Source organism: Vibrio sp. 1978, from assembly GCF_033344345.1.
In genome coordinates, this window is the sequence record NZ_JAWPOP010000019.1 from 83,730 (window position 1) to 95,266 (window position 11,537).

General features: G+C 45.6%; 14 protein-coding genes. 8 read left to right on the forward strand and 6 right to left on the reverse strand.

Features of this window, described 5'->3' with window-relative positions; translation table 11 throughout:
• Nucleotides 1-25: 25 nt before the first annotated feature.
• On the forward strand, nt 26-1,366 hold the full coding sequence (creD, locus tag R8N49_RS17745) for a cell envelope integrity protein CreD (RefSeq protein ID WP_213879408.1): 1,341 nt from the start codon (nt 26-28) through the stop codon (nt 1,364-1,366).
• Complete coding sequence (locus tag R8N49_RS31035) at nt 1,353-1,514, forward strand: hypothetical protein (protein ID WP_230818680.1); 162 nt, start codon at nt 1,353-1,355, stop codon at nt 1,512-1,514. Before creD ends, R8N49_RS31035 begins: the two co-directional genes overlap by 14 nt.
• Before the next feature lie 396 nt (nt 1,515-1,910).
• Here the strand turns inward: R8N49_RS31035 and R8N49_RS17755 are convergent, their stop codons facing one another.
• A complete protein-coding gene (locus R8N49_RS17755) occupies nt 1,911-2,585 on the reverse strand; it encodes a fructose-6-phosphate aldolase (RefSeq protein ID WP_213879410.1) in 675 nt (224 codons plus the stop codon).
• A gap of 254 nt (nt 2,586-2,839) precedes the next feature.
• Between R8N49_RS17755 and R8N49_RS17760 the strand changes: the two genes are divergently transcribed.
• Nucleotides 2,840-3,781 carry a glycyl-radical enzyme activating protein gene (locus R8N49_RS17760; protein ID WP_182016675.1) on the forward strand — a complete coding sequence of 314 codons (942 nt, stop codon included), beginning with the start codon at nt 2,840-2,842 and terminating at the stop codon, nt 3,779-3,781.
• A 2-nt stretch (nt 3,782-3,783) separates the two neighbouring features.
• Nucleotides 3,784-6,222 (forward strand): formate C-acetyltransferase/glycerol dehydratase family glycyl radical enzyme, encoded by a 2,439-nt coding sequence (locus R8N49_RS17765; RefSeq protein ID WP_238972299.1) that lies wholly within the window; start codon nt 3,784-3,786, stop codon nt 6,220-6,222.
• A gap of 84 nt (nt 6,223-6,306) precedes the next feature.
• Here the strand turns inward: R8N49_RS17765 and R8N49_RS17770 are convergent, their stop codons facing one another.
• Nucleotides 6,307-6,852: a TetR/AcrR family transcriptional regulator gene (locus R8N49_RS17770; protein ID WP_042521682.1), complete on the reverse strand. Its 546-nt coding sequence runs from the start codon at nt 6,850-6,852 to the stop codon at nt 6,307-6,309.
• Between the two features lie 98 nt (nt 6,853-6,950).
• On the opposite strand from R8N49_RS17770, the gene R8N49_RS17775 reads away from it, so the two are divergent.
• The 4 genes from R8N49_RS17775 to R8N49_RS17790 all read left to right on the forward strand — a co-directional run bounded on the left by R8N49_RS17775 (nt 6,951) and on the right by R8N49_RS17790 (nt 8,497).
• On the forward strand, nt 6,951-7,424 hold the full coding sequence (locus R8N49_RS17775; RefSeq protein ID WP_064369614.1) for an HPP family protein: 474 nt from the start codon (nt 6,951-6,953) through the stop codon (nt 7,422-7,424).
• A 138-nt stretch (nt 7,425-7,562) separates the two neighbouring features.
• The gene (locus tag R8N49_RS17780) at nt 7,563-7,778 is read left to right on the forward strand and encodes a TIGR02450 family Trp-rich protein (protein ID WP_005374999.1); all 216 of its coding nucleotides are present in this window, start codon (nt 7,563-7,565) and stop codon (nt 7,776-7,778) included.
• Nucleotides 7,779-7,890: 112 nt separating this feature from the next.
• Nucleotides 7,891-8,268, forward strand: coding sequence for a PH domain-containing protein (locus tag R8N49_RS17785; RefSeq protein ID WP_005386881.1), 378 nt, complete (start codon nt 7,891-7,893; stop codon nt 8,266-8,268).
• Nucleotides 8,269-8,278: 10 nt separating this feature from the next.
• Entirely contained in the window at nt 8,279-8,497 is a 219-nt protein-coding gene (locus R8N49_RS17790) for a DUF6500 family protein (RefSeq protein ID WP_005375001.1), read from the forward strand.
• Here R8N49_RS17790 and R8N49_RS17795 read toward each other — a convergent pair.
• From R8N49_RS17795 to R8N49_RS17810, 4 genes are all read right to left on the reverse strand, one after another.
• Nucleotides 8,494-8,781 carry a hypothetical protein gene (locus tag R8N49_RS17795; RefSeq protein ID WP_005375002.1) on the reverse strand — a complete coding sequence of 96 codons (288 nt, stop codon included), beginning with the start codon at nt 8,779-8,781 and terminating at the stop codon, nt 8,494-8,496. The two genes, R8N49_RS17790 and R8N49_RS17795, sit on opposite strands and share 4 nt — an antisense overlap.
• A 77-nt stretch (nt 8,782-8,858) precedes the next feature.
• Nucleotides 8,859-9,854: a flagellar motor protein MotB gene (locus tag R8N49_RS17800; RefSeq protein ID WP_005375003.1), complete on the reverse strand. Its 996-nt coding sequence runs from the start codon at nt 9,852-9,854 to the stop codon at nt 8,859-8,861.
• Nucleotides 9,854-10,711 carry a flagellar motor stator protein MotA gene (motA, locus tag R8N49_RS17805; RefSeq protein ID WP_005375006.1) on the reverse strand — a complete coding sequence of 286 codons (858 nt, stop codon included), beginning with the start codon at nt 10,709-10,711 and terminating at the stop codon, nt 9,854-9,856. Before motA ends, R8N49_RS17800 begins: the two co-directional genes overlap by 1 nt.
• A 10-nt stretch (nt 10,712-10,721) precedes the next feature.
• A complete protein-coding gene (locus tag R8N49_RS17810; protein WP_005375008.1) occupies nt 10,722-11,450 on the reverse strand; it encodes a FliA/WhiG family RNA polymerase sigma factor in 729 nt (242 codons plus the stop codon).
• Between the last annotated feature and the right edge of the window lie 87 nt (nt 11,451-11,537).

Sequence of the window (11,537 nt, forward strand, 5' to 3'; positions counted from 1 at the left end):
CCCATCAGCAAATGGAGAATGAAACATGAAAAAGATCCTCAATAACCAACTCGGCACGAAGTTCGCCTTCGTGCTGTTTTTGTTTGTCTTACTGCAAATCCCGCTTTCAATGGTCACAGGGCTGATCTCAGAACGCTCATATCGCCAAGATGAAGTCAGAAACGACATCGCACGCAGCAGCAGCGGCGAACAGCGCATCATTGGTCCATTCATCATGGTTAATTACACCGAAACCAGTTACCGAGATGACAAAGTACAGATTAAAGAGCGTCGTAAATTTCTTTTACCTAGCACTTTTGATATGAGCGCGAATCTGGACAGTTTTGAAAAGTACCGAGGCATTTACCGCGCGCGTTTATACAAAGCACAAGTGGCACTGAAAGGCACTTTTGATGCAGACGAACTCGCGGCGTTGCAGGGGCTTGATATTGACAACATGAGCCTAGTCGTTGGCATTGAAGACAGCCGTGGATTGATTCGTTTGGATGACATGACCATGGCGAGCTCTGATATCGAAGTCGCACCGGGAACGGGGTTAAATCAGTTACCACAAGGCTTCCACAGTGATCTGACACTTGCAGACCTAAACCCAGCAAAACCTTTGGTATTCGATCTTAACTTCTTGCTACAAGGGATGGGACAGCTTCAAGTCACACCAATTGGCAGTCAAACAACAGTGGAGCTCTCTTCAACATGGGCGCATCCAAGCTTTATCGGTGATTACTTACCGGTGTCATCAGAAGTATCTGAAGATGGATTTAACGCGCAATGGGCGAGCAACAACTTCTCAACCAATATCGCGCAGCTGTTCCAAAGCTGTTTGTCATCGAATCACGCTTGTCACGAGCTTGAACAGCGACAAATGGGCGTAGATTTGATTGACCCCGTTGATCACTATTTGAAGTCTCACCGAGCTGTGAACTATTCACTGTTGGTTATCACATTAGTATTTGCGAGTTTCTTCTTGCTGGAGCTGTTCCAAGCGCGTCCGGTTCACCCTGTGCAATACGGTTTTATTGGTCTGGCTTTAGCGCTTTTCTATCTGTTGTTGATTTCGATGAGTGAACATCTGGGCTTTAACTGGGCATATGTGGTGTCGGCAGTCGCATCGACGGGGCTTTTAAGTGTGTACGTGAGCGGTATGTTGAGCAACACCAAACACGGCGCGATGTTCGGAGCGTGTTTGCTCACTCTCTACGGATTGCTATTTGGCTTGCTACAAGCAGAGAGCTACGCATTGGTCATGGGTACATTACTGTGTTTTGCGATTTTGAGCTTCACTATGGTCATTACACGTAATGTCGACTGGTACGCACGAAATAAGAAAGCAGAAGAAAGCGCAAAGGCGAATCATGAAGATGTTTAAACGAGCAATTCTCACTGGTCAGCCAAGCGAAATGATGGAAGAGACGTCCGCTATCCACCTGCGATTCTCTGCATCCGCCATTCCAAACGAGGTATTCGTAAGAGGCTCAAAATCAGTTTACTCAAGCGCGTGTACCTTTGGTCACTGACCAATAGAGAACTGCTGTAAACCTCGCCTCTTTATATGAAATACAAAAAGGGAATCTTAACTCACCGGCGCACAGGGTGAGTTAAGATTCCCTTTATTAATAGGGTCTATTGAGCTTTCAAGCTGATTTTTGCAGCTGTTTGTGGGTAATTTATATGAGGCAGAGACATTTGAAATGTAGTTGGTGTAACTGATAAGCCGGTAATGAAGTAGAAATGAACCACAAACGCTGCCCGAAGGGTTCGGCTAAAAGCGTTTTACTCTTTGTTGAGAGGTAATTGCTTAGAATGACTAGGCGGCAAACCTCTCGCCGCGATTAAAACGCTTTTATCTCGAACAAAATTTAACCATGAAAGTTCAATAGACCCTAACTAAGACATCTAGCTGCTACTTTTAATTAGCTTTCAAATGAAAGTTTATCGCCGAACGTCTCTTTCCAGTCTTTATCGAACTGCTCAACCGCCGGTTTTACTGCTGGGTGAGTGAACATTTGTGCTGCCACATCGGTCGGTAATGTGATGGCTTCTATACCCAGTTTCATCACTTCCATCGCTTGTTGAGTGTTCTTGAAACTGGCTGCCAAAATCTTCGCTGGTAGTTGGTTTTGATCGAGCAACAATTGAAGATCCGCGACCACTTCAACACCGTTGCCGTTCATCGCATCAATGCGGTTTACGTAAGGTGCTAGGTAGTCTGCACCGCACAGTGCCGCAAGGAAACCCTGTTGAGCTGAATAGATAGCGGTAGCAAGAACCTGAATTCCCTCTTTTTTCATTAGCTTAATTGCCGCTAAGCCGGTTTCTGTTGCTGGCACTTTTACCACCATATCGTAAGGCAATTCATTCAATTGGCGTGCTTCTGCCACCATGCCTTCGACGGTTGAACTCACGACTTGAGCGTGAAAGCGAGGTGTACCGCCAAGTGCTTCTTGCATGCCTGCTAGGGTTTCATTCAGTCCCTGTTTTGACTTCGCCAAAATGCTTGGGTTTGTCGTCACGCCTTTTAGCGGTAGGCACTGGTTAAAGCGTTTTACTTCTGCCACATCAGCAGTATCTAAATAAAGTTCAATCATGGTTTCTACCTTAAACAAAATCTTCGTTTTGATGATGGGATCACTATAGATCTGACAATCGAACGAGATCTTGATTTTGATCAATTGAAATTTCATTTGAAACTATAATAATTTCATTAAATGAAAGTTAAGTGAAACTTGTAAACGCTCAAATGAAGCTTTCAGTTCGAACAAAGAAAAGCCGCTGATAAGACTTGACCAGTAAGAAACGGATTAAGTACACAGCGGTAGCACAGACCAAGAGGCAAGCAGAGATGTATTTCAATATCCAACGATTCTCTACCCATGATGGCGATGGCATTCGTTCCATTCTTTTTCTTAAAGGATGCAGCTTGTCTTGCCCTTGGTGTCAAAACCCAGAAAGCCGCAGCGAAAAGCATTCACTGTTGTTTGATCAGCGAAGCTGTATGGAAGGTTGCCAGCTGTGCGTTTCTGCTTATCAAGCCACAACTCTAACCACGGAGGGTAGTGAAACGATGGGTGATGGTATTCAACGTATCGACAACCAGATCATCATCAATCGCAAAGCCATCAAAGAAGACCAATTGATCGCGCTGCGAGACGTCTGTCCTACGCAAGCACTGACTGTCTGCGGTGAAGAGGCGAAATCAGACATGTTGTTCGACACCTTAATGAAGGACAAACCTTTCTACGACCAAAGCCAAGGTGGCGTGACTTTCTCCGGTGGTGAGCCACTCATGCAAGCCGATTTGGTAGCAGAACTCGCGCAGCGTCTGCACGACAACCAAGTCTCTACCGCTATTGAATCGTGCATGCATGTGCCGTGGAAGAACGTCGAAAAAGCCGCGCCGCATATCGATTGTTGGTTGGCAGATTTAAAACACACCGATGAAGAAAAGTTTCTTAGTTGGGCGAAAGGTTCACTAAAACGCATCAAAGACAATTTCCGAAAACTGGCACCTATCGCGAAACGCATTGTGATTCGCGTTCCCGTTGTGCCGGGGTTCAATGACACCATCGAAGAGTTGAAAGACATCATCGATTTTGCGGCTTCACTAGAGAGCTGCCAAGAACTTCACTTGCTGCCGTACCACACGCTCGGCATCAATAAATACCGTTTGCTCGATATGCCTTACGAGTGTTCTGACAAGCCATTAAACAAAACAGAACTGCTAGAAAGCGCCATGCAATACGCAAGCGAAAACACCCAACTTAACGTGATTGTAAGAGGTTAACTATGGACCTGAATTACCTTCCTGAGCGTATCAAAGCGCACAAATCGGCACTGGTAAATATCGTAACGCCACCTGTCTGTACCGAGCGCGCAGAGGCATACACTCGTGCTTATCAAGCAAACGAAGACAAACCTGTTATTGTTCAACGTGCGCTAGCACTGCAAGAGCACTTACGCACTCGTACTATTTGGATTAAACACGATGAGCTAATCGTCGGTAACCAAGCGAGCAAAGTACGCGCTGCGCCTATTTTCCCAGAATACACAGTGCGTTGGATTGAAGCGGAAATTGATGAGCTAGCTGACCGTCCTGGTGCAGGCTTTGCTGTTACTGAAGAAGATAAGCAAAGCATCCACAGCATCACACCGTATTGGCGCGGTAAAACCGTTCAAGACCGTTGTTATGGTTTGTTTACTGATGAACAGCAAGAAATCTTAGCCAGCACCATCATTAAAGCCGAAGGCAACATGACTTCGGGTGACGCGCACCTTGCGGTGGATAACGAGAAAATCTTGAAGCTAGGCATGAACGGTTTGCTAGAGGATGTTCGTCAGCACCGTGCTAACAATGATGTTTCGACCTTTGAAGGCTTGAAGAAAGAGCAGTTCTACAAATCAGTCGAAATCGTACTGCTTGCCATTCAAGATCACATGGTGAGCTACGCTGAATTAGCAGCAAAAATGGCGTTAGAAGAGACGCGCCCCCTGCGCAAAGCTGAATTAGAAAGCATTGCTGCAAACTGTTGTCATGTAGCAAGCCACGCACCAGAAAACTTCTGGCAAGCACTGCAATTGAGCTACTTTGTTCAGTTGATGCTACAAATCGAATCGAATGGTCACTCGGTTTCTTTCGGTCGTATGGACCAATTCCTAAACGAATTTTATGTTCGCGATATCGAAAACGGCGCGATTGAAAAAGACTTCGCACTGGAGCTTTTACAAAGCTGCTGGTTGAAGTTGCTTGAAGTAAACAAGATTCGCTCTGGTGCACACTCAAAAGCATCGGCAGGTTCTCCGCTGTATCAAAACGTGTGTATCGGCGGTCAGAAGTTGAATGAAAAGGGTGAGCCTGAAGATGCAGTGAATCCACTTTCTTGGGCGATTCTCGAATCTTGTGGTCAGTTGCGTTCGACGCAACCTAACTTGAGTGTGCGTTACCATGAGGGTTTGAACCAAGAATTCCTGATGGGCTGTATCGAGGTGATTAAGTGCGGCTTCGGTATGCCTGCGTTCAACAACGATGAGATTGTCATCCCTGAATTCATCAAGCTTGGCGTAGAGAAAGAAGACGCTTACAACTACGCATCTATCGGCTGTATCGAGACGGCGGTTCCGGGCAAATGGGGTTACCGTTGTACGGGCATGAGCTTCATTAACTTCGCTCGTATCTTGCTTGCCTCATTGAACGAAGGTGTGGATGCAACAACGGGTAAAGCTTTCTTGCCGCACGATAAGTCATTAGCAAAAGGCAACTTTGAGAACTTTGAGCAAGTGACGGCTTCTTGGGCAGAACAAATCCGCTACTACACCCGTAAATCGATTGAGATTGATACAGTCGTCGACAGCGTGCTTGAACAGCAAGCACAAGACATCTTCTGTTCAACGCTGGTGGATGACTGTTTGGCTCGCGGTAAAACAGTGAAAGAAGGTGGCGCGAAATACGATTGGGTATCTGGTTTGCAAGTCGGTATCGCGAACTTGGGTAACAGCCTAGCTGCCATCAAGCACCTTGTTTTCGATGACGCGCAAATCACTCAGCCCCTTATCTCACAACAACAGCTAGCAAAAGCATTGGCAGAAGATTTCGATGGCATGGAGAACGAACAGCTTCGCCAACGTCTTATCAACTTTGCACCAAAATACGGTAACGATGATGATGCAGTAGACCAACTACTGGCAGACGCTTACCAAGTGTACATTGATGAGCTAGAGCAGTTCGTTAATACGCGTCATGGGCGTGGTCCAATTGGCGGAGGTTACTACGCAGGTACTTCAAGTATCTCGGCAAACGTCCCATTCGGTGCTTCAACCATGGCAACGCCGGACGGTCGTAAAGCGAAAACACCATTGGCAGAAGGTGCAAGCCCGTCGTCTGGCTCAGACCGTTTAGGTCCAACAGCTGTGTACAACTCGGTCGGTAAGATCCAAGCGAATAAGATCCTTGGAGGCGTGCTGCTTAACCAGAAGTTAAGCCCGGCAGCGGTTGAGTCTGAAGGGGATAAGCTCAAGCTTTCTATGTTGATTCGTACCTTCTTCAACCACCACAAAGGTTGGCACGTGCAGTACAACATCGTTTCTCGTGAGACCTTGTTAGCCGCGAAGAAGAACCCAGAGCAATATCGTGATCTTGTCGTGCGAGTCGCAGGCTACTCAGCGTTTTTCACCGCGTTATCACCAGATGCGCAAGACGACATCATCGCACGTACCGAGCACGAGCTGTAAGTACACTGATTAACTAAAACAAAAGGCACCGATTGGTGCCTTTGGTTTGAATACTTAATCCGCAAATGACTATACCTGAACGCATTAAAGCTTGTGCAAAATGGTCACGCATTTCTTCGTGACGTTGTCGTACTCTTTCGTCATGTAAGCGGTAGTGATCGCGCCCTCTTTCATGATGCAAATGGCATCGAGTAATGAAGCGTTTTCTGATTTGAGATAGCGTTGAATTAGCTCTCTGACTTGCTGTTTATGGTAGCGGCAATACGTTGCGATCTCGCCACTGTCGTCACTGAATTCCGCGGACGTATTGATGAAAAAGCAACCGCGAAACTCGCCCAACTTTTCTTCAGAGCCATGAAACCAGCCGTTGAGTGCTGTAAATAACTGATCGATCACCTCCGCGCACGTTTGTGCTGAAGAAAGCTTTTCCTCCAACCATTCCATAAATACTTGGTGGCGTTGTTCTAATGCGGCGATGATAAGCGCTTCTTTGCTCTCAAAATGGTTATATAGCGTGCGTTTAGCCACGCCGGAAACATTGAGGACTTCATTGATGCCAATAGAGTTGATGCCTTGTTTATAAAACAGTGACAAAGCTGTGTCGATCAATAACTGTTTCTTTTTGTTCATAACTATGTCCTCAAAAAGTTCCATAAACACATATTGACAAAGGTAGACAGATTTGTCTATTTTATTTTGTAGACAATTCGGTCTACTTTGAGGTGTTTATGAATAATTTAATTTTATCGTTGGTTGCCGGGCTTGGCGCTACGTTGGCTATTGGCGTATTGTCCTACGCTGAGGTATCACTGACGGAGGTTGTACTCCTGATGGCACCATTTGGTGCTACCGCAGTACTGGTGTTTGGGGTGCCAGGCAGCCCTCTTGCTCAACCCAAAAACGTGATCATTGGTCACTTCATCACGGCCTCTATCGGTATTGCGTTTAGCCAGTATGTTGACGTCACGCCGGTCACGCTCGCGATTGCGACGGGGCTGGGTGTGTCTGCGATGCTGATTACGAAGACCACTCATCCACCTGCGGGTGCAAATCCAATTTTGATCATGGCGTCTGGGCAGGGATGGAGTTTTCTCTTCACGCCTGTCCTGATTGGCGCGATAGTGATTGTTCTGGTCGGTAAAGGGTTACAGTTGCTACAAAGTCAGTACTTAAACCCTCGACTGAATGGTCAGAAGACCTAGTCGGATTGTAGTTAGAGCCGCGAAAGGGAGTGATCTCTTTTGCGGTTTTATCTTTTGTCGGTTTGCAAAAACAAAATCTGATTCTCTCTTGGTATTCAGTCGTATACATCAACATGGTAGTTAAATTGGTACAATGCGATGAACAGAATCCACCCTAAGAAACTATTGCACAGTAAATGGACGGCAATTTCACCTAAAAACAAAGAGAAGCATTTTGTCGTGACGGAAATGGAACTAGATGAAGATGGTAACGTTGTGAGATGTGTCATCGAGGCAGTCATGAGTAAACGCGACCGAGAGATGAACTGGCAAGACCTAAAAGACTCTGAGCAATGGATGCAAGGGTGGAAGTGAGTGACGCTTCGTTGTTGGGCGAATCAAGCAGAAACGTGCGTTGCGAGTAGGCAAAAGTGGTGCTATCTGATACGTTGATAATTCGTTCTAACGCCCACTCAAAGGATTAATTATGATTGATTTCGACAATTCCTCTGTATTTAAGCTTAAGCCGATTGACGTTTCTAATGCCAGAGAAGACTTCCTTAAGTTCTTGATTGATGGTGAGACTATTTTCGCTGCTTTTAAAACAGTTCGTGACCAAGTGGTGTTTACGAACAAGCGAGTGATAGCGGCAAATGTGCAAGGGATTACCGGCTCAAAAGTGGATTACACTTCTTTGCCTTACAGTAAGATCAATGCATTTTCTATCGAGACCTCTGGTACTTTTGATTTGGATTGTGAAATCGAGTTCTTCATGAGTGAGGTGGGAAGAGTGCGTTTTGAAATTAAAGGCTCGTTTGATTTGATTTCTTTCAACCGTATGGTTAGTGAGTATGTACTAGGTTAAGGGATTAGAAATGAGAGCTTCGCTGAGAGACAAAATTATAGAGGTCTGTGACAAAAAGATCGCGAGTAAAGGTGAATTGGTTGGTCTCTCATTTTATGCGTTTTTCGCTAATAAAAATGACGACCCAGAGCTGTTGATGGAAGCGGCTACGTGGTGGATTCAGACTCATCAGCTCGACCACTTCGAAAAAGCAGTAAAAGTAAAATCAATGGTCGAGTCGGGGAGCTAAATTAAAAAAAAGAAGTAAAGAAAGCAGACAAATGCTAATAACGTTGCGGACAAAACAGGGTAGATAATGTAAGAGTCCTGCTTGTTGGTTCGTTGAAAACATAGCGAAACAAGTAAGACGTTATAAACTACAAGTAACAAGCTGATCATGGTTCCGCTGTTTAATGTCATACTTGATAGCTGAGTTAAGAAAAACGCCAATAAAAGGTAATCGAAGACAATGAGCCATAAAAAGGCTTTCTTCAGTAAGTCGCTTTTTCTTTTTTCGGATGATGTTATGTGCATATAGAACTCAACTAAAAAGTCACAGTAACAGAGGCTTTGGTTAGAGAGGTCACCATCAGAGTGGTGACCTTTTAAGATTATAATTCTTGAATTTTTACTTCGCTGGTGGCGGTATCGCCGGAGTAATTGATGACTTCTTGACGAATGACTGGTTGGTTGAATTCAGCCTTATCTTTCGCTTTTTGCAGTTCGCTTTCTTGGTGGTTGCCAAAAAGGGTCTCAAGCACTTTAGCGGCAGGAGTCGTTAAAACAAACAGCTCAATACGACGGTTTTCGCTAGAATCTGGCTCATCAGGATTAAGCAGCGCTCTATCTGACATACCCGTTACCTGCATTACTCTATCATCCGGCATACCGCCTTCAACTAACGTATTTCTTGCTACGTCTGCTCGAGAGGCTGATAACGCCCAGTTAGATTGACGACCAAAACGCTTTTTAAATGGAATTGCATCTGTGTGTCCGCTGATGATCAGAGGGTTGTTAACACGATGAAATACAGGTGCTAGTGCGAGCAGTAAATCTTCAAAAAAAGGAGTAAGTTCTGCACCACCACGGCTGAACATATGCTGTTTGTAATCATCTTGAAGGACGATACGCAAACCTTGTGGTGTCACCGTGACGTTTACATTTCCCTGCGCATTAATTTGGGCAGTCATTTGCTCAATTACTTTCGCTAGTGCGGCAAGTTGCTCTTGAGTATCGAAGTTACCAGGAATCAAAGAATCAATTTCTGGTCCATCCCCATCACCTTTGAAGTAAGAGCTTACCACATGGTTGGAGTTGTGTTTACTTGGCACAGAAGAGTCCTGTGCCAAGTCGATAGGAGAAATACTTTGTGACGTATCAAATGGGTTGCCGTAACTCTTGTCGAATACGCTTGAACTATGCAAGTGGGCAACAATCGCTTTACGCTCTTCTTTGTCTACCACCTGCATAACCCAAAGTACAAGAAACAGCGCCATTAGGGCGATCATGAAGTCAGCAAACGCGACTTTCCACGCGCCGCCATGAGACGACTCATCATGGCTGTATACTTTGGCACGTTTGAACACTACATGCTCTTGTTTTTGCATTATCCCTCCTGTTCAGCTAACCACTTCTCCATTTGGTTGAATGTTGGTTTGATGTCTAGCTGAATATGTTTACGACCAGCGTCAATGGCGAGCAATGTCGGCTTTTTCGCTACGTAGGCAACCAAGGTTGCACGAACGCACTCAAAAGCAGTCATATTACGTTTTACTCGCTGAGCCATGGCGTTACTTAGTGGATCTAAGCCACAGTAACAACCGAAAATACCAATGAATGTACCAACGAGAGCTGCCGCAACGTGATAACCAATCATAGCGATTGAGCCATCAATAGCTTGCATGGTGATAATGATGCCACCAACTGCTGCAAGAATACCGAAGCCAGGTAGTGCTTCTGCTGTACGCTGTAGTGAGCGTGAAGGTAAAAGCATTTCGTTCTGTATTGCTTCGATTTCTTGCTCTAGCAGTCCCTCTAATTCATGAGGCGACATCTGTCCCATTGCCATTAAACGTAAATTGTCAGTAATGAAAGAAATTAGGCGATGATCTTCTGCGATCGTCGGGTAAGCGAGGAACATAGAGCTTTGCTCCGGAGCCTCAATATGAGAATCCAGAAACTTGTATCCGCGGTTTCTCGCTGTCTCTAGCAAGTTGTTGAGTAGTGCCATTAATTCCATGTAGTACTCATGCTCTTCTGTTGGACCTTTAATGGTCGCTGGCACTTGGCGACGCATTTCTTTCAGTACATGAGGCGGATTACCGATGATCAGAGAACCAGCAGCGGCGCCAATAATGATAAGGAATTCGGCTGGCTGCCAGATAGCACCTAAGCTACCACCGGCCCACATATATCCACCGAAGACGCACACCAGGATAGTGAGCACTCCAAAAAACTTTTGCATCTTGTGACTCCTAAGAGGACATTAATTGGTTGAGTTGTTTCAGCGCTTGTTTGTGAAGCTGACATATACGAGGTGGTGTCAGATCCAATACCAGAGCTATTTCGTGTAAGTTGAGTTCATGTTGATAGAACAGAGTCAGGAGCAGTTGATCGCGCTTAGGTAATTTACCCAAAGCACTGTCTAAACTACGACGAATATGTTCATGTTCCATGCCATCGTATTGCCCGCCAATGTAGCTATCACCGCTGCTCTCCATCAGTTGGTCAAGGCTTTGCATCTCGCCTGCGAGAGCGGCATTTTGGCGGTTGTAATAATCTTGCTCATTCGTCCCTAAAGCCTGGATGATTTCGGCATCCGTTGGCATTCGACCTAACGTTCGAGTGAGATCTCGAGTCACGTCGTTGAGCTCGTGGGCTTGTTGACGAGTCTTACGTGAACGCCAATCTAGTCGGCGTAATTCGTCTAAAATAGCTCCCCGAACTCGACAAACGGCGAAAGCAGGAAAGTGAGGATCGTCAACATCGCCATATCGGCGTCCAGCCTCGACTAGAGCGATAAGGCCTATCTGCTGCATATCTTCAATACTACAGTGAGAAGTGGCATGAACGCGCAGCTGGTTAACTACGCGTTTTACCATGACCTGATGACGTTGTAGCAATGCGTTTTCATCAATTGGTCGTGACGGTGTTGTCACTTCCTCTTCTGTGGTGTAAGTGTCTTGTACATTCATGTCTAACATGGTTGTGCTCGTGCGACCTGAAGTCGTATGAAGCGTTGTTCACCACGACAAGAGTGAACCATCTGTATCACCAGATGACCCTAGGAT